This is a genomic window from Intrasporangium sp. DVR, assembly GCF_040365325.1.
GTDB lineage: Bacteria > Actinomycetota > Actinomycetes > Actinomycetales > Dermatophilaceae > Intrasporangium.
Genome location: NZ_BAABZW010000005.1, coordinates 198337 through 222556, shown reverse-complemented (window position 1 = coordinate 222556; position 24220 = coordinate 198337). Strand labels below are relative to the sequence as shown.

Here is a 24220-nt window from a genome sequence, read left to right as displayed (position 1 = left end):
AAGGGAATCCACCATGACCAACCTCGAGACCCGCTTCGAGACGACAGGACCGATCAACCTCAAGGTCGAGCAGCTCGTCGGCGACGTGACCCTCACCGCCACCGACGACCCGACCACCACCGTCCGGCTCAAGCCCCACGGGCGCACCGGTGAGGAGCTGGCCCGGCGCTTCACGGTCGAGGCGCGCGGCAACGACGTCGTCGTCCTCGCGCCGAAGAAGGAGTCGTTCATCGGGTTGCCCTTCAACGCCTCGGTCGACGTCGAGATCGACCTTCCTGCGTCGAGCACCGTCGATGTCCGGACTGCCTCCGGTGACATCCAGGGCTCCGGGCTGCTTGCCGACGTTCACGCTGCGACCGGCGCCGGCGACATCGCCCTGCACGAGCTCGCCGCCGCCGACCTGAAGTCAGGATCCGGCGACATCGCCGTCCAGGTGGCGCGGAACGGGATCCGCGCCAAGACGGGCTCCGGAGACGTCGTCGTCGGCCAGTCGGGCGGCCGCGTCGACCTCGTCTCGGGCAGCGGCGACGTGCACGTGCGCCGGGCCGACGCCGAGGTGAAGGCGAAGACGGGGTCAGGCGACGTGGTCGTCAAGGCCTCCGTCGCCGACCTGGACCTGATGACGGGCACGGGAGACGTCGTGCTCGGCGGCATCCACGGGGGTGCGGTCAAGGTGAGGACCGGCACCGGCGACGTCTCGATGGGGGTGGCGGCCGGCGTCGCGGCCTACCTCGACCTCAACACCGTGACCGGCGACGTCGACGTCGACCTCGACGAGACGGATGGGCCCGGTGACGCCGAGGCGCAGACGAGTCTCGCCGTCCAGTCCGGCAGTGGCGACATCCACGTCAAGCGGGCGCAGGTGAGCCTGTCATGAGCACGCCCTACCCCTCGCAGCACGTCCGCCCGCTCCGGTCCGCCGAGGAGGCCATGGTCCGTGACCTCCTCCCTGACCGGGTCGACCAGCCGTCCTCCCCCCGTCCGGTGCGACGGCACGTCCGCACCGCTCTCGTCCTCCGACGTCTCGCTGCACGGCTCGACCCGGAGGCCGTTGCCACGGTTGGCACCACGGTCTGCCCCGAGGCGACCCGGCGTCTGCCACGCCCGTGGAGCGCAGGGCCGCGACGTGCGAGCGGGGCGCACTGAGGGGCGACCCGACCCGGGGGCCTCGGCCACCCGGGGCCCGGGACCGGTCGCCGCGGCACCTCCACGCCCGCGGCGGCCGGCTCAGGTCCGCGTGCTCCCGGGTGCCCCATCGGTGAGCGTGACGGCGTCAGGTCGCGGTCGCAGGGTCAGGAAGAGCCGATGCGCGGTGATCACGGCGAGGGCCCAGGCCAGGCCGAGCGCCCAGCCCGCCACGACGTCGGTGAACCAGTGGTGCCCGAGGAAGACGCGGCTCAGGCCCATCGTCACGACGAAACCTGCGCCGAGGCCGACCGTGAGGACGCGCTGCCACGGGGCCGTGCTCCGGAGCAGCACCAGGTAGACGACCACCGTCGTGAGCACGGTCGCGTTGAGGGTGTGCCCGCTCGGGAAGCTCGGGGACGACTCGTAGGGCGGGACGGCCAGGTCCAGCGGCGGCCGGGCCCTCCCCGCGAGGCCCTTGGTGGCCAGGGTCATCAGCAGCGAGCCGGCCGCGGCGGCCACGGTGACGACGACGGGCATCCACGTCCGCCAGTGCCAGGCCAGGCCGCCCACGACGAGGGCGACGAGGAGCGGCATGCCGACCGGTCCGCCGACGTCTGTGAACCACGTGATCGCCTCGTTGCGCCAGGGCGTGCGTGCCTGCACGGCCAGGTCGAGGACCGGCTGGTCGATCGTCGAGATGCCGTTGTGGTCGACGACGGCCTCGTAGACCTCGCCCGCGCTCTTCGTCAGGGACACCGCCACGCCCATCGCCACTGCCGCGAAGGCGACGAAGGCCACGTGGGCCGTCGACCACCCGTACGCGCGGCCGACCCAGGGCACCCGGCGCCCCAGAGAGGCGGCGGCCCCGACCAGCAGGCGGCCGAGCGCCGTGGGCCAGGCCGTCAGGTCCCGTGAACCGATCTGCTCCGGCTCGCGGCCCTGCCGCCGGGGGTCCCGACTCGACGCGTCCGCTCCCTCCACCATCGGCACAGTGTGCCAAAGCCGGGTCCCAGACGCGTGGAGCCCGCACAATCAAGGGGTGTACGTCCCCCACTTCAATGTCATGGAGGAGGCCGACGTCGTCGGCTTCCTGGCGGCCCACCCGGCCGGTCACCTCGTCACCGTGGGGCCCGACGGCCGCCCCGACGTGACCCTCCTGCCCCTGGTCCTCGACGAGGGCCGGGTCCTGGCGCACCTGGCCCGAGCCAACGAGCACTGGCGCCGGATCACCTCCGGCTCGTCGGGTCTCCTCGTCGTCACGGCGGCCGACGCCTACATCTCGCCGAGCTGGTATGCCTCCAAGAGGGAGCACGGCAGGGTCGTGCCGACGTGGAACTACAGCGAGGTCCAGCTGAGTGGTCAGGTGACCGTCCACGACGACGAGGCTTTCGTCCGCGACGTCGTCACGCGCCTCACCGAGCGGCACGAGGCGCACCGGTCCCGGCCCTGGGGCGTCACCGACGCTCCCGAGCGCTACATCGCCGGCCAGCTCAGGGCGGTCGTCGGCGTCGAGCTGCGCGTCGAGTCCGTCTCTGCCAAGGCCAAGCTCAGCCAGAACCGCTCGCGCGCCGACCGGGAGGGCGCGATCGCGGGCCTCGAGGCGGAGCCGGGCTCGTCGTCCCACGACGTCGCCCGCGCGATGCGAGCTGCTCTCGGGGACTGAGCCCAGCGGCATACGGCAGCTCATGCGTGCCACAGCGGAACGGCACAGGCCGCGCACAGGACCGCTCGCGAACCTCGATCCATGAACCGAAGAGCACGCACCATCGCAGGCGGCCTCGGGGCCGCCGTCACCGTCGCCTTCGTCGGAACCGCCGCGCTGGGAGTGGGCCCGGCGCAGGCGGCCGGGATCGCGCGTGGACTGTCGTATGCCGCTGAGCCCGGTCCGCGCCCAGGGGCACCACCGCGCCCTGCCGCGCACCCGGCAAACCTGCCGCCCGCCATGACGACAGCCGTGCGCTACGCCGTCCGCGACGGGGAGCTGGCGGAGCTCTGACCGCCGGCGACCGGGCTGTCCGAGCAGCCGCCTATCGTCGGACCATGACGGTCGTTGGTGCTGACGGACTCGCCCGCCCGCAGTGGGCCTCGGTCGACCCCATGCTGAGGGAGTACTACGACACCGAGTGGGGAATGCCGGTCCGGGACGAGCAGGGCCTCTACGAGCGGATCTGCCTCGAGGGCTTCCAGGCGGGACTGTCCTGGGCGACGATCCTGCGCAAGCGGCCGGGCTTCCGGTCCGCCTTCGCCGACTTCGACCCGGACGTGGTCTCGGACTTCGGCCCGGACGACGTCGAGCGGCTCATGCTCGACCCCGGGATCGTGCGCAACCGGATGAAGATCAACGCCACCATCCAGAACGCCCGCGCCACGGTTGCCCTCCGCGGGGAGGGCGGGCTCGTCGACCTCGTCTGGGGGTTCCAGCCGGTTGACACGCCGCGACCGCGCGAGCAGTCCGACGTGCCGACCGTCTCGGACGAGTCCAAGGCCCTGTCACGGGCCTTGCGCAAGAAGGGATTTGCGTTCGTGGGCCCCACGACGATGTTCGCCCTGATGGAGGCCGTCGGCATCATCGACACGCATCTGGTGACGAGCCATCGTCGCGGCACGTCGGGCGTGTGGCCGCACTAGTGCAGCGACGGGATCAGAGGTAGTCCTCGTAGGCGACGAGGTCCAGGACGCCGTTGCCGGAGAGACCGATGACGATGGTCTCCTCGGTCGTCGCAGCACGCGCGTGCGCCATCGCAGCAGCGAGGGCGTGGGTCGACTCGGGCGCGGGGATGATGCCCTCGGCCCGGGCGAACTCGATCCCGGCGCGGAACGCGTCGTCCTGCTCCACCGCGGTCGCCGTCAGGAGCCCCAGCTCGAGCGCGTGGGAGACCATCGGGGCCATGCCGTGGTAGCGGAGGCCACCGGCGTGGATGGGCGGGGGCACGAAGTCCTTGCCGAGCGTGTGCATCTTGAGCAGCGGCGTGAGCCCGGCGACGTCGCCGTGGTCGTAGCGGTACTCGCCCTGGGTGAGGGACGGGCACGCCGCCGGCTCGCAGGCGACGACCTTCGTCGTCGCTCCGTCGCGCAGGTTGCGGCCGATGAAGGGGAAGGAGAGGCCGGCGAGGTTGGAGCCGCCGCCCGCGCAGCCGAAGACGACGTCGGCCCGCTCTCCGATGGAGTCGAGCTGCTCGAGGGCCTCGATGCCGATGACGCTCTGGTGGAGCAGCACGTGGTTGAGGACGCTGCCGAGCGCGTAGTGCGCCTCGGGGTCCCGGGCCGCCACCTCGACCGCCTCGGAGATCGCCATGCCGAGTGAGCCGGTCGTCTGGGGGTCGGCCGCGAGCATCGCGCGGCCGGCCTCGGTCAGGTCCGAGGGCGACGGGTGACAGACCCCGCCGTAGGTCTCCATCTGGAAGCGACGGTAGGGCTTCTGGTCGTAGGAGGCACGCACCTGCCACACCTCGCACTCAAGGCCGAGCAGCGAGCAGGCGAGCGAGAGGGAGGCGCCCCACTGCCCGGCGCCCGTCTCGGTCGTGAGCTTCCTGGTGCCCTCGACGGCGTTGTAGTAGGCCTGTGCGACAGCGGTGTTCGGTTTGTGCGAGCCGGCGGGGCTGACCCCTTCGTACTTGTAGAAGATCTTCGCCGGAGTGCCGAGGAACCGCTCCAGACGGTCGGCGCGGATGAGGGGGGACGGCCGCCACCTCGCGTAGATCTCCCGCACGGTCTGCGGGATCTCCACCCAGCGCTCGGTGGTGACCTCCTGCTGGATCAGGGCCATCGGGAACAGCGGGGTCAGGTCCTCCGGCCCGAGCGGCTGCTGGGTCCCCGGGTGCAGGGGCGGCGGGCACGGCGAGGGCAGGTCGGCCGCCAGGTTGTACCAGTGCGTCGGCACGGACGAGGGGACGACGACCCCGGTGGGCTCGGTGAGCGGCTGCGTGGACCTGACCTCGGTCATCGGGGCTCCTCGGTTGTGCTGCTGGGGACGAGCGCGAGGCTAACCGAGACAGGTGGGCGCAGGGGAGGGTCGTATCACCTGTCGACGGCGTCAGCGGCGAGCCGCCCACTCCGCGGCCTGGCGCGCCGACCAGACCCGGTCGGCCCGGTCGATGCTGGTCCGGCTCGACAGGTCGACGCCGGCAGCGGCGGCTGCCGACCTGGCCCGTGCGGAGCTCAGGTCGGGGGCGACGAACTCCTCGGGGTCGATCGTCCGGTCGATGCTGGTGAACCTGCGGGCATCCGCCTCGATGGTGGACGCGGACAGTCGGGCGGCGGCGCGGGCAGTGGCACTGACCCCGAAGACGGGCTTGGTCAGGTAGGCGTAGCCGTCCCGGTGTCCCGCGATGTTGGGGTGGTAGCTCTCCGAGATCGGGCTGGACAGGCCGTTGATCCACTCGACGGTGTCGCAGACCGCGTGACCGGTGAAGCGCGACGTCGGGTTGACGAAGCTGAACCCCTTGGCGGAGGCCTGGGTCGACGTCCTCGAGTTGAGCAGGTCCGCGGTGTAGTTGAGCCGCGACTGCTCCGACGGCGAGAACCAGGTGAGAGCGTTGCAGTCCTCGCCCATGAAGATCCGGGGGTAGCCGACGACGATGACCTTCGCGTTGGGGGCCTTGCTCCGGATGGAGGTGTAGAGCGTGGAGAGCCGAGCCGGCAGGACGTTGTTGATGATGTACTGCGCGTCGTCGATGGCGCCGTTGCAGTTGCTCATCCAGGCCGGCATGGCGCACTCGGTGAGGACGTCGGCGAAGCCGGCGTCGTTGCCGCCCACCGAGATCGTCACGAAGCGCGTCGTGCCCGAGAGCGCCGAGAGCTGCGTGTTGGTGACGTCGAGGACCTTGGCCCCGGAGCAGGCCCGGAACGTCAGAGCCAGGTTGAGCGCGGCCGCGTCGAGTGACGGGTATGCGTAGACGGAGCGCTGGCAGCTCGTCCCGTCGTTGATGTAGGTGCGGGTGCCGGTGCCGGAGGAGTAGGAGTCGCCGAGGGCGACGTAGCTCTCGCCGGCCGCCTGGGCGGGCGCGGCGAGGGCGATGGCGAGGCTGGACACGAGGCCGGTCACGAGGGTGATGACGGCCGCGGCCCGGCGGCGAGTCGTGAAGCTCTTCACTGCGCTCTCCTTGGGGGTGTCAACTGCGCTGTCAACCAGAGGCACTGCAACAACCGGCGCCCGGGACGGGGCGTCATTACCGACGGTAAGGGCGCCTCGCCTCGGCCGCCACCTGAACGGGACGTGGGCGCTCTACGCTGACGCCATGGGATTCCCCGAGAACGTCCTCGCCCAGGGCGAGCGGGTCGAGCGCAGCATCCACCCGCACTGGCTCACCGTCGCCGGGCCGACCTTCGTCGGCCTCTTGTTGATCGTCGGGGGGGTCCTCGGAGCCGCCGCGACCCCGGACGACGACACCGGCAACCTGATCCAGTGGATCCTGCTGGGGCTCATCGTCGTCATCGCGATCCCCATGGTGATCGTGCCGTTCCTCCGGTGGCGCACGACGCACTACGTCGTGACGACCCACCGCGTTATGGTCCGCCGCGGCATCCTCAACAAGTCCGGCAAGGACATCACCCTCTCGAAGATCACCGACGTGTCGTTCCAGCAGTCGCTCGTCGACCGGATCATCAACTCCGGTTCGCTGCGGATCGAGTCGGCCGGTGACAGTCCCGACGAGACCCTGAAGAACATCCCCCACAGCAACCACGTCCAGCAGCTCATCAACCGTCTCATCGACGAGGACGACACGCGGCGCCGCATGGTCGCCCAGGGGCGGGCAGCGCACGGACGGCCCGGCTACGAGGTGGCGCAGGACGACGAGACCGATGGCCGTATGCCGCCGGGCTCGGACCCGCGCCGGCCTGACCGTCCCGATCTGGCTGAGGACTGACACAGCCGCAGGTCCGGGTGTGTGGGATCTCACGCGTGTCGATTGCTAGGACGTCCTAGAGTCTTGCCATGACGGCTTTCACGGGCAGCACTCCCGACGTGACCGAGACCTTCCGCGCGGCACGCGACCGCCTCGTCGAGCTCCGTGAGGACTACGACCAGGCCGTGGCCGAGTTCAGCTTCCCCGACGTCGGGGACCGGTGGAACTGGGCGATCGACTGGTTCGACGCCGTAGCCCGGGGCAACGGCCGGCCCGCGCTCACCATCGTCGAACAGGACGAGTCGGTCCGGACCATCAGCTTCGACGAGATGGCTCGCCGCTCCGACCAGGTGGCCGCATACCTCGCCGGGCTCGGCGTCGGCAAGGGCGACTCGGTCGTCCTCATGCTCGGCAACCAGGTCGAGCTGTGGGAGTCGATGCTCGGCGTCATGAAGCTCGGCGCCGTCATCATGCCCACGACGGTCGCGGTCGGCCCGGGCGACCTCGTCGACCGGATGCAGCGCGGCGCCGCCCGCGCCGTCATCACCAATGCGACCGAGTGCCACAAGTTCGACGAGGTGCCCGGCCACTACCTGCGCATCGCCGTGGGCGTCGACCCAGCCGACGCGGGCGGCCGCGCGGGATGGGAACCGTACCCAGCTGCATACGACCTCGTGGTCGCGCCCGCCGAGCACCCGGGCACCGGACCCGACGACCGGCTGCTCCTCTACTTCACCTCCGGGACGACGAGCAAGCCCAAGCTCGTGGAGCACACCCAGCGCTCGTACCCCGTCGGCCACCTGTCGACGATGTACTGGATCGGGCTGCGCCCCGGCGACGTCCACCTCAACATCTCGAGCCCCGGCTGGGCCAAGCACGCCTGGTCCTCGTTCTTCGCGCCGTGGATCGCCGAGGCGACGATCTTCATCTACAACTACTCACGGTTCGATCCCGCCGCCCTGCTCCGGGTGCTGCGCACGCACGAGGTCACCTCGCTGTGCGCGCCGCCGACGGTGTGGCGGATGCTCATCAACGCCGACCTGTCCGGCGGCCCCGGCTCCCTGCGGGAGGTCATCGGGGCAGGTGAGCCGCTCAACCCCGAGGTCATCGCCCAGGTCGAGAAGGCCTGGGGGATGACGATCCGCGACGGCTTCGGCCAGACGGAGATGACCGCTGCGATCGGCAACACGCCCGGCGCGCGGGTCAAGCCGGGCTCGATGGGCCGCCCGCTGCCGGGCGTCCCGGTCGCCATCGTCGACCCCGTCGAGGGCACCCTCGTCAGCCCCTCGGACGATGCCGACACCATCGAGGGAGAGATCTGCCTCGACCTGTCGAAGCGCCCCGTCCCCCTCATGACCGGCTATCAGGGCGACCCGGAGCGCAACGCGGCGGCGATGGAGGGCGGCTGGTACCACACGGGCGACGTCGCATCGGTCGACGCCGAGGGCTACGTGACCTACGTCGGGCGGACCGACGACGTCTTCAAGGCGAGCGACTACAAGATCAGCCCCTTCGAGCTGGAGTCGGTTCTCATCGAGCACGCCGCGGTCGCCGAGGCGGCGGTGGTCCCGTCGCCGGACCCGGTGCGGCTCGCCGTGCCCAAGGCCTACGTCGCCCTGAGCCCCGGCCACGAGCCCGGCGAGGAGGTCGCGCGGTCGATCCTCGCCCATGCGCGGGCCCGGCTGGCGCCGTGGCAGCGAGTCCGGCGGATCGAGTTCTACGAGCTGCCCAAGACCATCTCGGGCAAGATCCGCCGGGTCGAGCTGCGGGGCCGCGAGGAGCAGCTCGATGCGACCGGGGCGGCCCAGCCCCCGCTCGAGTGGCGCGACGACCAGTTCCCCGACCTGCGCGGCTGACGCTGGAGCGGCCTCACCCCGGAGTGCGGCTGGCCCTCCACTGGACGGCACCGAAGCCGGCCACGACGAGCCCGGTCGCGACGGCAGCTCCGAGCCCCGCCGGGCCGAACCGGGCACCGGCCACGGCGAGCAGACCGGCGGTTCCGACCACCCACGCTCCGTCGAGGAGCGAGAGCACTCGGCCGACTCGTGGCGCCACACCGCGGCCGGCGAGCCAGCCCAGCAGGACCGCGTATGCGAGCAGGGTTGCGCCGACCAGCGCGATCACCGGGGCTCCCACCCCGCCGTACTCGTGCGCCCACCACCGGGACCACAGCACGAGCCCGCCGCCGGAGGCCAGGCTGAAGAGCGCGTTGAGCCCCACGGCCCGGTCGAGGACGGGGTTCCCGGCTGATCGTCGTTGCTTGCGCCGGCTCGGCTGGCCGGTCTCGACGTAGGTCGCCAGGTCGGCGGCATTGCGTCGTCCCATGATCGACAGGTAGGGCGCCAGCACGGGTGCGAGGAGGCGGCCGAATCGGGTCAGCCGGAACTCTGCATCGACCCGCACCACGCTTTCGTGGTCGGACCGGGCCTCCACGCTCCATGTGCTGACCGCAGACCGGGCGAACCGTTCCATGCCGGTGGCGAGGGCGTAGGTCAGGCTGCGGCCGTGGTCGTCGTACGCCACGAGCTCCTCGACCAGTCGCTCGGCACCGGGCGCCGCGACGTGGCACTCCCTGGCCGTGCACGGCGCCCCGGCCAGGGGTGCCGCCGCTGCCGGGCCTTCCTGGGCCGGCGGGGTTGCCGGGCCCGTCGCGCGGGAGGCCGCGATGCTGCTCGCCCAGACGCCCGCCTCGTCGAACCTGCGCCCGACGACGTCCCAGACGTCGTCGGCGGGGCGGTGGATGGTCCTTCTCGTCGTGATCCTCATGCGACCAGCGTCGAGCCGGTGGCGACGAGGGTCGATTCCCGCAGAGGGAATGGTGATGCGTCCCCGTGGCGGCCACGATGTGGGGATGAGCTTCACGACCGTTGCCACGACTCCTTTCGGCGCTGCGCTGCGCCGGTGGCGCCAGGCGGGCGGCACGAGCCAGCTCACCCTGGCTCATCGCGCCGGCACCACGCCGCGACACCTCTCCTTCCTCGAGACCGGGCGCTCACGACCCAGTCGCGACATGGTGGTGCGCCTGAGCGAGGCCCTCGACCTGTCGCTGCGTGAGGCGAACGACCTCTTCCGGGCAGCCGGCCTCGCCCCAGCCCACCCCGAGACCCCGCTGGCCACGACCGATCTCGCGCCGTTCTCCGCAGTCGTCGACCAGATGCTCGAGCGGCACCTGCCCTATCCGGCCTACGCCATCGACCGAGACTGGAACATCGTGCGCGCCAACGCCGTCGCCGAGACACTCCTGCCCGACACTCCTGAGCGCAACGTCGTCCGGCTGATGTACGCCGGACCGTGGCGAGAGGTGATCGCGAACTGGGCCGACCTCGCCTGGCCCGGCATCCGTCGCCTGCAGGCCGAGGCCTCGCACCGTCTCGACGACGGGCGCCTGACGGAGCTCATCGAGATCGCCGTCAGCGCCTGTCGGGACGTGCCTCAGCGGCCCGCGCCCGACGACTCCCGAGTGCTGTGCCCGCACTTCCGGTTCGGAGACGAGCTGATCCGCACGATCAGCGTGGTCGCGCAGTTCGGAGCCGCACGGGACGTGACGCTGGACGAGCTGCGGATCGAGCTCATCCATCCCGCTGACGAGACAGCCGACGCGTTCTTCCGCCGGCGCGCGGAGGCCACGCCTCCGCAGCAGCCACCGTCCTGATGGCCCTCTCACCGGCCCCTACGGGGTCGAGGTGCCCGGCGACGGTGCCGTCGAGGTCGTCAGTGTCGAGGTCGTCAGTGTCGAGGTCGTCATCGTCGCCGGCGTCGTGGTGCTGCCGTCCGGCGGTGGGCCCGTGGGGACCTCGCGAAGGGTCGTCTCTTCGAGCGGGCTGCACGATCGGGGTTGCCGACCCTCGGGGACCGGCACTCCCGGGGGCTCGGGGGGCGCCGCCTCTGCGGCCCGGGTCTCGTCGGCGCCGCGAGGGTCGATCGTGGCGCCGTTGACCACCTGGATGTTGTCGTAGACCGGTCGACCCTCGATGAGGTTGCGGTAGGTGTAGCGCGTCAGCTGCGTGAGGGCGCAGCGGGGGCCGAAGGTGAGCAGGTCGAAGGCATAGGGCTGCCCACGCAGCTCCTCGTCCTCCGTCGCGATGAAGTGGGACACGACACCGCCTCCGGTGAACGTACCCACCTGGATCCGGGACCCGTCCAGCACGGACGTGTGGATGTGGCCGTTGAGCAGGACGCGGCCGCGGGCGACGCCCGTCGCGGCGTACGGCTCGTGGGTGAGCACGAGGTCGCTCTCCGGCTCGTCCTCCATCGCCGCGTTGTAGGCGTCGACCGCTGGAGCCTGCTTGCCGGCCGGGTCCTGAGCGTCGTCACCGAAGTAGCGGGGGTCGTTGAAGCCGGTGATGCGCAGTCCGTGGAAGGACAGCTCCCGATGGACGCCCTCGGGGTCCTGGAGGAGCACGACGTTGGGGACCCGGGCCATCCGCTGGAGCAGGGCCCGGTCGGTCGGGGATGACTGGTCGTGGTTGCCGCTGACGAAGATGTAGGGCACCCCGAGCGACTCGATGCCCCGGAAGATGCCGGCCGCCTCGCCTTCCTCGACCTGGCCGAAGTTGATGATGTCGCCGGTGTCGATGACCGCGTCCACGCCCTCCTCCTCGACGATGGTGCGCATCAGCGGGTACTGGTTGGCGCCGTGGATGTCCGAGACGAGCAGGATCCGGGCTGACACGACGGGCTGGGTGAGGTCAGCGGGGACGAACTTCTCCTGGAGTGCCTGGGAGAGGGCGAGCAGGTTGCGCAGGTAGGGCGTCGCCTGCTCCGCCCTGGACTCGACTCCGGCGAGCAGCCCGGCGTTGCGCTGGACCGTGCCGAGGACACCTGTCGTCGACAGGGCGGCGAACCGGTCCGGCTGGTACGTGAGGGCGGTGCTGACGCCGGTGCCGGCAGAGACGACGACCAGCGCGGTCGCCACCATGACCAGGTGCATCCGCTCGGGCCGTCGTCTCCGCGCGTAGTGGACCGCGACGGAGGAGGCGAGGGCGACGATGGCGGCACCCAGCGCGAAGCGCCAGCCGACCCCGATGGCGGCCTCACGGATCGCGGCCGAGATCTCGGCGTCGGTCGGCTGGAGAGCGCGGACACTGACGGAGCCGCGGCTCAGCAGGTCAGTGATCTCCTCACGCACCGACACGGCGACGTCGAGTCCGGGGGCCACCGCAGGCGACGTGAAGGCGAGGTCGACATCGCCGACGATCGTCGGGCTGTGCAGCGTCGGCGTGTGGCGGGGGACGGGGTCGAGCCGGAGCGTCGCCCGGTAGTGGGAGGTCTCGACGGTCGTCGGCGAGAGGTTGGTGGCCGCGACCCCGCCGAGATAGCAGGCGAGGAGGATCGCGACCCAGCGGGCCACGAGGCCGACTCGGGCCCAGGCAGGGTGATCCGTCGTCAGTCGCATCGGGTCCACCCTATGCGTCGGCCCACCCGCGCCCACGCGGTGAGCAGGTGGATGGGCGTGCCCTCAGAGGTACTGGCCCGTGGGTCCCGGCTCGCCCCCAGGGACCTGCCCCGGAGCCTGGCCGTGCCCCGCTCCCGGCGGCGTGCCATAACTGGCGCCGGGGGCCGGCAGGGCCCGCATCTGGGCCAGCTGCTGCTGCGCCGCCATCTGTTGCGCCACGAGGGCGGTCTGGATGCCGTGGAAGAGGCCCTCGAGCCAGCCGACGAGCTGCGCCTGGGCGATCCGCAGCTCCGGGTCGCTGGGCGACTCGTCGCGGAACGGCTGGGCGATCCGCTCGAGCTCCTCGACGAGCTCGGGCGACAGGCCGTCCTTGAGCTCCTCGATGGACTGGTGGTGGATGTCGGCGAGGCGACGGCGGCCGGCCGGATCGAGGGGGGCGCTGCGGACCTCCTCGAGCAGCTGCTTGATCATCGAGCCGATCCGCATCACCTTGGCCGGCTCCTCGACGAGGTCGGCGGGATTGGTGCGGCCACGCTCCTGGCGGTCGTCGCCGGAGTCGGGGCCGGGCCCGGCGCCATGCCCAGGAGCGTCCGCCACGCCCATGCCGTCGGGGGTGAGCACGACGATGCGCTGGTCCTCGCGCGGTTGCTCGTCGCTGGGATCCGGGCCGGGCACTGGCTGGCGGGGCTGATCAGTCATGAGTCCCATCCTGCCCCACGGTCGCCACGCCGCGGCAACACGCCCGCGGTCATCCGTCAGCGGATCAGCCCCCGGCTGCGGGCGGCCGCCACCGCAGCCGTCCGGGAGGCCACCCCCAGCTTGCCGAAGGCCCTGACCAGGTGGCTCTTGACCGTGGCCTCGGACAGGAAGAGCGCCTGGGCGATGTCGCGGTTGGGCTGGCCCTCGGCCACGAGTCCGAGGACGTCGAGCTCCCTCCTGCTCAACGCGGGCTCGGGCGAGCGGCGTCGCTGATCCAGGCGCCGGGCGACGACGGGCGAGAGCACGGTGCCGCCACGAGACGCCGTCCGGACGGCGTCGATGAGGTCTGCGGCCGGAGCGTCCTTGAGCAGGTAGCCGCACGCGCCGGCCTCCACGCTGGCGAGCACGTCGGCGTCCGACTCGTACGTCGTGAGGATGACGACGCGAGGGGGCCGGTCGAGCGCGAGGAGCCGGCGGGTGGCTCCCACGCCGTCCACGCCGTCGCCGAGCTGGAGGTCCATGAGGACGACATCCGGGTGGCGCCGCTCGGCGACGACCACCGCCTCGGCGGCGCTCGCCGCCTCGCCGACGACCTCGATCGACCGGTCGGCGGCGAGCAGCGCGGACAGGCCCGCCCTCACGACGGGGTGGTCGTCGACGACGACGAGCCGGATCGGGGCGGTCATGGTGCAGTACCTGGCAGGTGGGCGGCGATGGCGGTGCCGGCACCCGGAGTGGACTCCACCGTGAGGTGCCCGCCGAGCGTCGCCATCCGTTCGCGCATCGACCGGAGGCCGTAGCCCGTCCCGTCCTCACGGGGGTGCATGCCGGCGGGCTCGAAGCCCACGCCGTCGTCGACCACGTCGAGCCGCGCGCCGTCATCGTCGACGCTGAGCGACACGACGACACGAGTGGCCCCCGAGTGGGTGGTGACGTTGGCGAGCGCCCCCTGCGCCAGGCGCAGCAGGGCGACCTCGTGTGCCCGTGGCAGTGGACGCGGCGGCCCGTCCATCTCGAACGTCGCCCGTATGCCGCTGTGCTGGCTCACGCTCGTGACCAGCCGTTCGAGGGCGGCGGGCAGGTCGCTGCCGGCGAGTGACTCTGGCGTGAGGTCGGCGATCACGGCTCGGGCCTCGGCCAGGGAAGCGGACGACTGACGCTCGATCCGCTCCAGGGCCTCGCGGACGCTGGTGGCGTCGGCCCCGGGACGGGCAGCCGCACGGGCGAGGAGGATGACGGAGGAGAACCCTTGGGCGAGCGTGTCGTGGATGTCGCGCGAGAGCCGGGCTCGTTCCTCGAGGGCGCCTGCTTCGCGCCGGCTCTCGGCCAGGGACTCGTGCGTGGCCTCCAGGTCGGTTTTGGCCGCGGCGAGCTCTTCCACCAGCTGCTGTCGGGCGGCGTTCTCGCGCAGCAGCATCCGGTAGGCGTGGGCCATGCCGATGGAGACCAGTGCGCCGACGGTGGGGCCGATGACCGTGGCCAGTCCGACGTCGGCCCACCCGGTGACTCGCGCGTGCGCCCAGACGACGGCGAGGACCATGAGGCCGATGAGCGGGACCGCCCAGACACTCGGCAGGAGGCGAAGGACGGCGAAGAACAGGGGAAAGGCGAGCCAGGCGAAGTCAGGGGTGAGGCTGACCGAGCCCAGCCAGGCCAGGACGAGCACGGCGAGCACGCCGAGGACGGCCACCCCGACGCCGGGGTGGCGGAGCCGGTGGGGACAGTGGTCACTACCGCCGCCCGGCGAGCGCACGTGATGCTGCTCCGCGACGGCCAGCCCCGTGTAGAGGATGCCGAGAGCGGCCGCGACGACCTCGAACCACGGCGTCTCGCCCGCCGCTCTCGCCCAGGCGACGAGGAGCAGGACGGCGAAGAGGGAGTGCTGACCGAGGAGGAGGGCGCGCGTCAGGACGGCAAGGGGTCGGGGCTGGACCGACGCGGTGGTGCTCACCTGCCCACGCTAACGGCGGGAGGGCAGCGGGCGCGCCACGGTGGCCTGCACACCCGCGCACGCTCAGGGGAGGGCGTCGCGCACGTCGGGTGTGCAGGGGTGACGAGCGCTGGTGTCAGCGCTTGCCCCCGGTGGCGAACCAGGGGTGGTGCAGGTCGTGGTAGGAGACGTCCTTCAGGACGTCGTCCATACCGGCCATCTGGTCCTGCATCTCCTTCGGCATCTCCTTCTTCTCGCCCTCGCGCGCCTCGGCCTCGCTCCGGAAGGCGATCGTCTGCGTGAAGTAGCCGTTCTCGTCGACGGCCACGGTGCCGCCGATGATCTCGGGGCGCTCACGGTGGAGCATCTCCATCGGCTGGTCCATCATCATCCGGAACTTCTCGGGGTCGCTGATGCGGCCCTGGATGACCTGGACGAAGCCGGCGTCGTCGGACCCGCCGTCGAGCATCAGCTGCACGTCGTCGCAGTCGTGGAAGGTGACGGGACCGTCGAAGCACCTCTCGGTCTCGGCCCACCATGCGCCCTGCTCCGGACGGGTGCTGTTGCGCATCGCCGACTCCTTCGAGTCGAACCGGACGACACCGATGAACTCGTTGTCGTCGGTCACGCCGTAGGTCCCGCCGAGGAAGCCCATCGCGCCGGGCTCGAGCTCTTCGCGCCAGAGGTCCATGCGGCGGTGCAGCTCGTCCGCGTCGTTGCATCGACCTTGAATCACCTGGATGAACACTTCATGACCTCCCGCTGTGTGAGTTGGGAGGGCCGCTTCGTGACGAAGTGGTCCACGTCACGACGGTACGCCGGTGTCGCCCGGGCCGTCACCGGCCCAAAAGGGCCGGAAAGGGGCGGGTGGGAGATTGCTCCGGCCGCTGTCCCCTCCCGGCCGGGATCCTTGCCTAGTGTGATGTGGATCACCCACTGCACGACACAGCGAGCAAGAGCGAGGAGACAGCACTGTGGCCATTGACAGACGCACCATGCTCAGAGGCAGCGCTGCGGTCGCGGGGGCAGCCGCCCTGGGCGGACCGTTCCAGGGACTCGTGGCGGGACCCGCCAACGCCCTCGGAGCGCCCGCGTTCCGCAACCTGCGTGCGACACCGGACCTGCGTGACGGCGCGGTCCGCCTGTACCTGCCGGAGGGCTTCAGCTACCGGTCCTTCCATGACACCGAGTCGCCGGTCGTGCTCGACGACGGCACGAAGCTGCCCGGCCGCCATGACGGCATGGCGGCGTTCGAGGGGCCGGACGGTCACGTGACGCTCGTGCGCAACCACGAGGTCAACAACCCCGGCCCGGCCTTCGGCCCGCTCGGGGACTGGACCTACGACGCGATGGCCGCCGGCGGCTGCACGGTCGTCAACGTGACGCACGACGGGCACGTCCTGTCCGCGTGGACCGGGATCAACGGGACGATGATGAACTGCTCGGGTGGCCCGATGCCCTGGGGTGCCTGGATCACCTGCGAGGAGACGATCAACGGGCCGGACGTCGGGCCGGACTTCACGGGCGTCCCGAACACCAGCCTCACCAAGCCGCACGGCTACGTCTTCGAGGTGCCCACGTCCGGACGGGCCTCCGGCGAACCCATCACGGCGGCTGGCCGGTTCGCCCACGAGGCGGTGGCGCTCGACCCCGTCGACGGCTACCTCTACCTCACGGAGGACAACTTCGGGTTCGCCTCCGGCTTCTACCGCTACCAGCCGAAGCGCCACCCCTTGGAGACCGGGCACATCGACAACGACGGCACGCTCCAGATGCTCGCCGTGCGCGGCATGCCGAACGTCCACCTCGAGGCGACGCAGCGTCAGCGGGTGACCTATCAGGTCGAGTGGGTCGACATCGAGGACCCCGACCCGACGTTCCCCTACACGCCTGGGGAGACCGCCCCGACGACGAACAACGAGGCCATCGCCTACGTCGGGAACCAAGGACGAGCCCAGGGGGCGGCGAACTTCTCCCGGCTCGAGGGCGCCATCCACGACAACGGGATCATCTACTTCACCTCCACCCAGGGCGGCGGGCCGGCCGAGGAGTCCGACGGGCCGATCGGCAACGGCTACGGCAACGGGTTCGGCCAGGTCTGGGCCTATCACTGCCGCTCCACCACGCTGGAGCTGATCTACCAGTCGCCCGGAAGGTCGGTCCTGGACCTGCCGGACAACATCACCGTCAGCACGCGTGGCACGCTCGTGGTCTGCGAGGACAACGACCAGGACAACTACCTGCGCGGCCTCAACCGCGGCGGTCAGCTCTGGGACATCGCCCTCAACCGGGTCGAGAGCGCCCGCACGGGCAAACCGCGCTACGACGACGAGTTCGCCGGGTCGACGTTCAGCCCCGATGGCCGGACGCTCTACGTCAACATCCAGGCGCGTGACGGGTTGAGCTTCGCGATCTGGGGACCGTGGCACCAGCACGGCGTCTGACACCTGCTGACGAGGCCGTATGCCGCTGGGCTCGCTTCCGCTCGGAAGCGGGCCCAGCGCTCGCGCGGGGCCACTCGACCGGGTTCCAGACTCGAGTGGCCCGGCCGTCCACAGGCCTAGGGGCCACTAGGCCGGGTTCCAGACTCGAGTGGCCCGGCCATCCACGGAGGGTTTGGAGACTCGCCGGGCCCAGCGGCATACGGCGTGGTCGACGGGTGCTCAGGTGGTCAGCAGGATCTTCCCCTTGTGCATGGACGCCTCCAGCGCGCGGTGGGCATCCGCGGCTCGGGCGAGCGGGTGGCGCGAGTTGATGACGGGTCGAACGACGCCGGCCTCGACCAGGGGCCACACGTGCTCGCGGACAGCGGCCACGATCGCGGCCTTCTCCGCGGCGGGGCGGGCGCGCAGCGTCGTGGCGATGACGGCGCCGCGCTTGGTCAGCAGCTTGCCGAGGTCGAGCTCCGCCTTCCGCCCTCCCTGCAGACCGATGGTGACGAGGCGACCGTTGATGGCGAGGGCGTCGACGTTGCGGGAGAGGTACTTCGCGCCGATGTTGTCGAGGATGACGTCGGCGCCGTGGTTGCCGTTGCTCGCCCGGAGCTGCTCGACGAAGTCCTGTTCCCGGTAGTTGACGAGCACCTCTGCGCCGAGATCGCGGCAGAAGTCGAGCTTCTCCTGCGTGCCGGCGGTGACGGCCACGTGGGCGCCGACGGCCTTGGCCAGCTGGATGGCCATGGTGCCGATGCCCGAGCTGCCGCCGTGGACGAGGAGCCACTGCCCCGGCTGGATGTTGGCGGTCATGAAGACGTTCGACCACACGGTGCAGGCCACCTCGGGCAGCCCGGCGGCCTCGACGAGATCGACGGTGGTCGGTTTCGCGAGCACCTGCGCGACGGGGACGGAGACCACCTCCGCGTAGCCGCCGCCCTCCAGGAGGGCGCACACCTCGTCACCGACGGTGAAGGAGTCGACCCCCTCGCCCAGCTCGAGGATCCGGCCGCTGATCTCGAGACCGGGATAGGGCGACGCGCCGGGCGGGGGGTCGTAGAAGCCCTGCCGCTGCATGACGTCCGCGCGGTTGACTCCCGCGGCGACGACCTCGATGAGCACGTGACCGCGCTCGAGCGTCGGGGCAGGGACATCAGTGAGCACCAGGGCCTCGGGGCCACCTGGCTCTGGAATGGTGATGGCGCGCATGGTCGGAGCCTATTCGCAGGCTGAACCAGCGCCGCTGCCTGTGGGTGACCCCCGCGGACGGGGTGACTGTCGGACGTGCTGCCCGATCGAGGGACCTTCGCCACTGTTGAGTACCCGTGCTCTCGACGGAGCGTGGAGCATGAACGAGCCTTCAACCATGTCGCCGCACGGCACGCACGTGACCCCGGATCGGTCGTCCAAGGGAGGTCGGCGGGCGCTCACCCTCCAGGACTTCCCCCACCTCGACTTCGTCGAGGAGGTCCTCCTTCCCGAAGCCCGGGCGAGGGGAGTGCTGACGAGGGAGGCGGACGCGGTCCTGACGGCCGTCGTCACCGACCTGAGGCTGGAGGCGAGCGAAGGGGCCGTCCCCCATCCGATGTCGCTCGGCGAGCTGGTGCGGGGGGACCTCGCGCCGCTGGTTCCATCGTCGGGCCTGCGGCCACCTCTCATGTCGCCACCCCTCGCGTCGCCACCCCTCGCGTCGCCACCCCTCGGTGTGCCGCCACTGCGGCCGGGGCCCCGGGTGCCGGAGACCGGAGCGCGCGTGGCACCGCGCCCGTCCGCTCCGCCGCGCCCCTCTCCCTTGCGGCAGTGGTGGGGGCGCACCCTCGAGGCGGTCGGGTCCGACCTCGCGGTCCACGGGCTCGCCTATCTCGGTGTACTGCTCTTCTTCGTCGGCGCCTTCGGCCTGGTTGCCTTCGCGTTCGGCGACGTGGCGCGTGAGCTGCGCCCCGTCGCCGAGGCCGTCATCGCTGCGGCTCCGTTCGGGGCCGGGGCCGTGCTGCGTCGGCGGCGGGCCGAGTTCGTCGGTCGGGCACTCGAGCTGGCCGGTGGACTGGTCCTGCCCATCATGCTCGTCACGACCTTCCTCGACGGTGTCGCGGTGCCGCCCGACCTGACCGGCGGGCCGCTCGTCGTGGTCCTGACCGCGGTCCTGCTGCTCGTGGCCGGAGCCTATGCGGTGTGGTCGAGCCGGGTGCCGGACAGCGCCCTGCGGTTCCTCGTGGCGCCGGTCGCCTGGCTCGCCGTCGGACTGGCCACGATGGGCCTCGGCCGAGCCGTCCCCGAGGGCAAAGCCGTAGCGAACCCGAGCGCCGCCCAAGTGGCGGCAATGGCCGTCGCGCTGCTGGTGACGCTCGCCTGGGCAAACCTCCGGTCGCCGGCCCGGCTCGCCGAGGCCACCAAGCTGGCCGCCATTCCCGGCCTCGCGGTCATCGGCTGTCTCGCCGCGCTGACCTGGGCCGCCGAGGGTGCGCCGCGGTCGTCGGTGCTCGTGGCCGGAGTCGCCGTTCTCCTGAGTGTCGAGCTGCTCGCGCCGCGGCTGCCCCGAGTGGTGCCGGGGATCGCGGAGCCACTCTGGTGGCTCACGGTGTGGGCGGTGCTCGTGTCGGGCGTGTCGTCCGGTTCTGTCCCGGGGCTCGCGCCCGATACCGGCCCGGTGGCGGCGACCTCGGTCCTGGGCGCCGCAGGCTTCCTCGCGATCCTGGAGAGGGCGGGGTCGGGGCAGCGACGCCCGGCCCCGGCACTCCTGCTCCCGGCCGCCGGGCTCCTGCTGACGCTGGCCGCGACGGCGGTCGAGCCCGGAATCGCCGCTGCGGCCCTGGCCGTTGCGAGCTGGTGGGCTGCCGCTCGTCGGCGGGCGCCGTACCACGCCTTCCGTGCACCCATGCTGCTCGATGTCGCGGCGGCGGTGCTGCCCATCGCTGCCATCCTCGCGCTGGTCGCTGCGACGGATCTGGTCATCGGAGCCGTCGGCGCCGCGGCCCTGCTCCTGTTCGCAGCGGTCCCGGCCCGACGTGGCTGGCTGGTTCGGAAGAGTGGCGAGCACTACTGGGCGCTGTGGTGGTCGGCCGGGACGACGCTGGCCGCGCTGCTCGCACTGCAGGCCTGGCAGGAGGCGACGGACACGCGCGAAGCCTGGTGGGTCGCCCTCGCCTTCGCGGTCCTCGCCGTCGCGGCGGCGGTCGGACCGGTGGCGGTCTCGTGGCGCCTGCCGGTCGTCACGGTCCTGACGGTGCCCTCCTGGTTGGCGGCGGCGTCGGCCTTCGGAGCGAGCGACGACTTCCGCTTCTCGGTCCTGGGGACCGCCGGGCTCGGACTCGTCCTCCTGGCCCACCTCCAGAACCGGCCGAAGTGGTCCGGACCGCCCTCTCCGATCGGGATGACCGGGCATGTCCTGGGGACCCTCGCCGTCGTCGCAGCGATCGGTGCGAGCTGGGGAGGCGTGATCGCCGCAGCGAGCGCGACGCTCGCCTGGACCCTGACGAGCTGGCTCGATGCCAAGGGCCGGTCGTCCGTCGGAACGGCCCTGCGCGCCACGCACCCGGTAGCGGGCTGGGCGCCGTACGCCTTCGCGCTGGCCGGAGTCCCGCTCACCGTCTCGCTCGCCCTCGACCGTTCCGGCCTGCTGCCGTGGAGTCGCGACTGGGCACCGACCGTCCTCGTGGTTGTCGCGGTTGCCTATGCCCTGGTCCCGCGCACCGGTGTGCCTGACCGCGTTGCCGCGGCCACCAGCTGGGGCGCCTTCGGTGCGGTGCTCTCGGCGGTGGCCCTGGCGCCCGAGGACCTCCCCGCGGCCGCCGCCTGGGGTGGCCTCATGGTGGTCGTCGGCGTGCTGCCCGCAGTCCGTCGCGCGACGCTGATGACGTGGGCCGGCTGGGCGGCTGCGATGCCGACGACCTTCCTGCTCGGTCGCCAGGGGTGGCCGTGGTTCGCCGGACTGCCGGACGACGTGGCGGTGGCACTCGCGCTGGTGTCCGTGGGCCTCCTGCTCGTCGTGGGCGCGGCGGCCGCGGACCTGGCCGGCCGGTCGTGGGAGCTCAGAACGCGACCGGCGCACGACTGGGCCCGGGCGCCGATCGGCGTGGGCGCGGTCGGGGCCGGCGCCGGGCTCGTCGTCGGTGTGGGTGCTGCCCCCGACGGCATCGCCGGCTGGCTGCTCGTCTCCGTGGGCGTCGCGCTGCTCGCCGTGGCGGTGATGTGGCGGGTTGGCCTGCTGGCCGGAGCGGCCGTGACCGTTGCGTGGTCGGGGACCGTGCTGTTGGCTCAGCCGGTCCTGGAGACTCGCCCATGGATCGGCGTCGCCGTCGCCCTCGCGCTCCTGTCGCTCGCTCACCTGTTCTCGATGCGTCCCGGGAGCGGCCCGTGGTGGTCCCGGTGGGACGGGTCGCTCGCCGTGGCGTCCGCGCCGGTCGCCGTCAGTGAGCTCGTCCTCATCGGGTCGGGCAGACCGGCCAGCCCGGTCTACGTCGCGGTCGGACTCGCGTGCCTCGCGGCAGCCGTTCGCCTCCGGCAGCAGCCCACCGTCACGGTCCCGCTCGCGGCCGTCGGCGCGGTCCTCATGCTCACGGGCGCTGGGTGGGCTGGCTCTGGCTGGCTCGCTCTCGCCCTCCTCGTGCTCGCCATGACGCTGTCGGTCCTCGGAGCAGTGGTCTCCGGCCCGGTCCGTCGCCCGGTGCGAGCCCTGGGTGCCGCAGCCGCCGTCGCCGCGTGGGTCGTGGGGGTCGACTGGCTCGGCTGGCAGGACCAGACCGTGCTCGATGCCTCCTCCCTGGCGGGCGCCGGAGTGGTCGCAGCGGCCGCGCTGCTGCTGGTCACGCGGATCGAGCGCGAGTGGCTCGTGGTCTGGGGTGGCGCAGGGGCACTCGTCGAGTCGGGGGCCGCCGCCGTCGCGCTCCTGCCCGACGACGTCCTGGGCCTCGTGCCCGGCGCTCGTGCGAGCTGGTGGATCGTCGTCGGCCTCACGGTCGTCGCCGTCGCCGTGGGCAGTGCGCCACCTCGCGTGCCCCTGCCCTGGCTGCATGACCTCGCCGCGGCCTTCCTGGGGCTGGGCCTGCTCGTGGCCCTGCAGATCTCGGGGCTGACCTCGGCCGGCACGGTGTGGGTCCTGTGCCTGGCCGCGTCGACAGCGGCCGTCGGCCTGCTGGCGCTCGTCGGCGGCGGACACACCACGGCGTGGCGCCGCCCGCTCGCCGGCTTCGGTGTCGTGCTCACCGGGTGGGCGCTGACCGCTGGCCTCTCCGCCGACGCAGCGGCCGGTTGGGCTCTGCTCAGTGCACCTCTTGCCGTGGCCGCGATGCAGGCGGTGGCCACGGGCGTGGCCTACCGCCGGGTCGAGGTGCAGATGCTCGGCCCCGGCTTGGCGGCGGCCGCGTGGATCGCGTTCGCCCTGGATGCGCTCGACGGCCGGGCGACCTGGACCATCGCCCCCATCGGGCTCGCGGTCCTCGTCTCCGTGGGGCTGTGGCGCAGAGACCGGGCGGAGCGCGGCGAGCGCCGCGCCGACCCCGACATCGTCTGGCTCGAGCTCGTGGGCGTGGCCCTGCTCGTGGGTCCGTCGCTCGCCCTGGCCGCGACCGAGTCGCTCGCCCACGTCGCCGTCGCGTTCGCCCTCGGGCTCGGGGTCGCGGCGTGGGGGGTGGTCAGCAAGGTGCGACGCCGCGTGGCCGCGGGTGTCGGCGTCGCCCTCGTCGCAGTGGTCCTTCTCGTGGCCGTCCCCCTCGTCCTCCTCCTGCCGAGCTGGGAAGGCGCCGCCCTCTGGGTCCTCATCGCGGTCGTGGGACTGGTCGCCGTCCTGGTCGCGGCCTTCCTCGAACGAGGCAAGGTGGCTGCGCGCAAGGGCCTCACCCGCTTCAAGGAGGCCACCGCCGACTGGGAGTGAGCACCGCACGCGAGGGACTGCGCGCTCGACTCCGCGGCGGCTGCGTGACCGAGCCCAGCGGCATACGGCCGGCACGGAGTGCGCACTCGACTCAGCGGGGGCTCGGGCTCAGCCGCCGGGCGATGTCGGAGGCGGCGCCCTTGGCGCGGTTGACGAGCTCTGCGACGTGGTCCGGGTTGCCGTCCGCGCTGCGGAAGGTCACGGCGACCGCGGCGAGGGGCCGGTCGGCCCGGTCGAGCACCGGGACCGCGACGGAGGACAGGTCCGGGGTGACGGTGCCGTCCTCCCGCGCGAACCCGTCGGCACGCGTGCGGGTCAGCAGGGTGCGCAGCTCGGTCAGGGAGGACGGGCCGGTCCCGTGTCGCTGGGTGAACGAGCCCCTGTCCGGGTAGAGCGCGCGTACCTGCGCTCCCGGCAGCGCGGACAGCATGGCGACCCCGCTCGCGGTGAGATGAGCCGGGAGGCGCACCCCCACATCCGTGACGAGCGTCGGCTGGCCGGGGGCGCGCTCCTCGAGCAGGTAGATGACGTCCCGGCCGTCGAGCGTGGCGAAGTGGGCGTTGCGCCCGGACTGGTCCACGAGCCGGCGCATCGGCGCCCGAGCCACCCGCGACAGCGGCGCCTGACGCTGGTAGGCCGAGCCCAGCTCGTACGCGGCGGCACCCAGCCCGAACCGCCGGTCCTCGACGTAGTGCGTCACGTAGCCGCGCGAGCACAGCACCGTGAGCAGGTGGTACACCGACGACCGGGGGAGGACGAGGTCGCGAGCAACGGAAGCGGCGGGCACCGGCTCGGCGTGACGCGAGAGGTACTCGAGCACGTCGAGCGCACTCGCGGCAGCCGGTACGTTCGGCACGGGCCCCCCTTCGATCGGCGCGGGTTCCACGACCCTGTCTCGGATCCGAGACAATTGTGCTCCGC

21 protein-coding genes are annotated in these 24220 nt (G+C 72.1%); 10 read left to right on the top strand and 11 right to left on the bottom strand.

Annotated elements, in window-relative coordinates; translation table 11 throughout:
- Positions 1-13 precede the first annotated feature (13 nt).
- The gene (locus tag ABWV20_RS05595) at positions 14-877 is read left to right on the top strand and encodes a DUF4097 family beta strand repeat-containing protein (protein WP_353353839.1); all 864 of its coding nucleotides are present in this window, start codon (positions 14-16) and stop codon (positions 875-877) included.
- Entirely contained in the window at positions 874-1146 is a 273-nt protein-coding gene (locus tag ABWV20_RS05590) for a hypothetical protein (RefSeq protein WP_353353838.1), read from the top strand. The genes ABWV20_RS05595 and ABWV20_RS05590 overlap by 4 nt, the downstream gene beginning before the upstream one ends.
- An 81-nt stretch (positions 1147-1227) precedes the next feature.
- Here the strand turns inward: ABWV20_RS05590 and ABWV20_RS05585 are convergent, their stop codons facing one another.
- The gene (locus tag ABWV20_RS05585; RefSeq protein WP_353353837.1) at positions 1228-2112 is read right to left on the bottom strand and encodes a phosphatase PAP2 family protein; all 885 of its coding nucleotides are present in this window, start codon (positions 2110-2112) and stop codon (positions 1228-1230) included.
- A gap of 55 nt (positions 2113-2167) precedes the next feature.
- Here ABWV20_RS05585 and ABWV20_RS05580 point away from each other — a divergent pair, with 55 nt between their 5' ends.
- From ABWV20_RS05580 to ABWV20_RS05570, 3 genes are all read left to right on the top strand, one after another.
- Complete coding sequence (locus tag ABWV20_RS05580) at positions 2168-2791, top strand: FMN-binding negative transcriptional regulator (protein WP_353353836.1); 624 nt, start codon at positions 2168-2170, stop codon at positions 2789-2791.
- An 81-nt stretch (positions 2792-2872) separates the two neighbouring features.
- Positions 2873-3124, top strand: coding sequence for a hypothetical protein (locus ABWV20_RS05575; RefSeq protein WP_353353835.1), 252 nt, complete (start codon positions 2873-2875; stop codon positions 3122-3124).
- A gap of 44 nt (positions 3125-3168) precedes the next feature.
- The gene (locus ABWV20_RS05570) at positions 3169-3756 is read left to right on the top strand and encodes a DNA-3-methyladenine glycosylase I (RefSeq protein WP_353353834.1); all 588 of its coding nucleotides are present in this window, start codon (positions 3169-3171) and stop codon (positions 3754-3756) included.
- 13 nt (positions 3757-3769) lie between these two features.
- On the opposite strand, the gene ABWV20_RS05565 is transcribed toward ABWV20_RS05570, so the two are convergent.
- Both ABWV20_RS05565 and ABWV20_RS05560 read right to left on the bottom strand, forming a co-directional pair.
- On the bottom strand, positions 3770-5071 hold the full coding sequence (locus ABWV20_RS05565; RefSeq protein WP_353353833.1) for a TrpB-like pyridoxal phosphate-dependent enzyme: 1302 nt from the start codon (positions 5069-5071) through the stop codon (positions 3770-3772).
- Positions 5072-5161: 90 nt separating this feature from the next.
- The gene (locus ABWV20_RS05560; RefSeq protein ID WP_353353832.1) at positions 5162-6220 is read right to left on the bottom strand and encodes an SGNH/GDSL hydrolase family protein; all 1059 of its coding nucleotides are present in this window, start codon (positions 6218-6220) and stop codon (positions 5162-5164) included.
- A 145-nt stretch (positions 6221-6365) separates the two neighbouring features.
- Between ABWV20_RS05560 and ABWV20_RS05555 the strand changes: the two genes are divergently transcribed.
- Together ABWV20_RS05555 and ABWV20_RS05550 are read left to right on the top strand one after the other, a co-directional pair.
- Positions 6366-6995, top strand: coding sequence for a PH domain-containing protein (locus ABWV20_RS05555; protein WP_353353831.1), 630 nt, complete (start codon positions 6366-6368; stop codon positions 6993-6995).
- Positions 6996-7063: 68 nt separating this feature from the next.
- Complete coding sequence (locus ABWV20_RS05550; protein WP_353353830.1) at positions 7064-8830, top strand: AMP-binding protein; 1767 nt, start codon at positions 7064-7066, stop codon at positions 8828-8830.
- Between the two features lie 13 nt (positions 8831-8843).
- On the opposite strand, the gene ABWV20_RS05545 is transcribed toward ABWV20_RS05550, so the two are convergent.
- Positions 8844-9740 (bottom strand): SRPBCC family protein, encoded by an 897-nt coding sequence (locus tag ABWV20_RS05545; RefSeq protein ID WP_353353829.1) that lies wholly within the window; start codon positions 9738-9740, stop codon positions 8844-8846.
- 85 nt (positions 9741-9825) lie between these two features.
- Here ABWV20_RS05545 and ABWV20_RS05540 point away from each other — a divergent pair, with 85 nt between their 5' ends.
- Positions 9826-10626 (top strand): helix-turn-helix domain-containing protein, encoded by an 801-nt coding sequence (locus ABWV20_RS05540; RefSeq protein WP_353353828.1) that lies wholly within the window; start codon positions 9826-9828, stop codon positions 10624-10626.
- Positions 10627-10644: 18 nt separating this feature from the next.
- Here ABWV20_RS05540 and ABWV20_RS05535 read toward each other — a convergent pair whose 3' ends face one another.
- The 5 genes from ABWV20_RS05535 to ABWV20_RS05515 form a co-directional block, all read right to left on the bottom strand.
- Positions 10645-12369 carry a metallophosphoesterase gene (locus tag ABWV20_RS05535; RefSeq protein WP_353353827.1) on the bottom strand — a complete coding sequence of 575 codons (1725 nt, stop codon included), beginning with the start codon at positions 12367-12369 and terminating at the stop codon, positions 10645-10647.
- A gap of 63 nt (positions 12370-12432) precedes the next feature.
- The gene (locus ABWV20_RS05530) at positions 12433-13068 is read right to left on the bottom strand and encodes a proteasome activator (RefSeq protein WP_353353826.1); all 636 of its coding nucleotides are present in this window, start codon (positions 13066-13068) and stop codon (positions 12433-12435) included.
- A gap of 56 nt (positions 13069-13124) precedes the next feature.
- Positions 13125-13754, bottom strand: coding sequence for a response regulator (locus tag ABWV20_RS05525; protein WP_353353825.1), 630 nt, complete (start codon positions 13752-13754; stop codon positions 13125-13127).
- Positions 13751-15019, bottom strand: coding sequence for a sensor histidine kinase (locus ABWV20_RS05520; RefSeq protein WP_353353824.1), 1269 nt, complete (start codon positions 15017-15019; stop codon positions 13751-13753). Before ABWV20_RS05520 ends, ABWV20_RS05525 begins: the two co-directional genes overlap by 4 nt.
- A 115-nt stretch (positions 15020-15134) precedes the next feature.
- The gene (locus ABWV20_RS05515; protein WP_353353823.1) at positions 15135-15746 is read right to left on the bottom strand and encodes a hypothetical protein; all 612 of its coding nucleotides are present in this window, start codon (positions 15744-15746) and stop codon (positions 15135-15137) included.
- Between the two features lie 247 nt (positions 15747-15993).
- Here ABWV20_RS05515 and ABWV20_RS05510 point away from each other — a divergent pair, with 247 nt between their 5' ends.
- Positions 15994-17442 carry a PhoX family protein gene (locus ABWV20_RS05510; protein WP_353353822.1) on the top strand — a complete coding sequence of 483 codons (1449 nt, stop codon included), beginning with the start codon at positions 15994-15996 and terminating at the stop codon, positions 17440-17442.
- A 219-nt stretch (positions 17443-17661) separates the two neighbouring features.
- Here the strand turns inward: ABWV20_RS05510 and ABWV20_RS05505 are convergent, their stop codons facing one another.
- Positions 17662-18639 (bottom strand): NAD(P)H-quinone oxidoreductase, encoded by a 978-nt coding sequence (locus ABWV20_RS05505; protein ID WP_353353821.1) that lies wholly within the window; start codon positions 18637-18639, stop codon positions 17662-17664.
- A gap of 139 nt (positions 18640-18778) precedes the next feature.
- On the opposite strand from ABWV20_RS05505, the gene ABWV20_RS05500 reads away from it, so the two are divergent.
- Positions 18779-23299: a hypothetical protein gene (locus ABWV20_RS05500; RefSeq protein ID WP_353353820.1), complete on the top strand. Its 4521-nt coding sequence runs from the start codon at positions 18779-18781 to the stop codon at positions 23297-23299.
- A gap of 91 nt (positions 23300-23390) precedes the next feature.
- Here the strand turns inward: ABWV20_RS05500 and ABWV20_RS05495 are convergent, their stop codons facing one another.
- A complete protein-coding gene (locus ABWV20_RS05495; RefSeq protein ID WP_353353819.1) occupies positions 23391-24155 on the bottom strand; it encodes an IclR family transcriptional regulator in 765 nt (254 codons plus the stop codon).
- Positions 24156-24220: the final 65 nt, after the last annotated feature.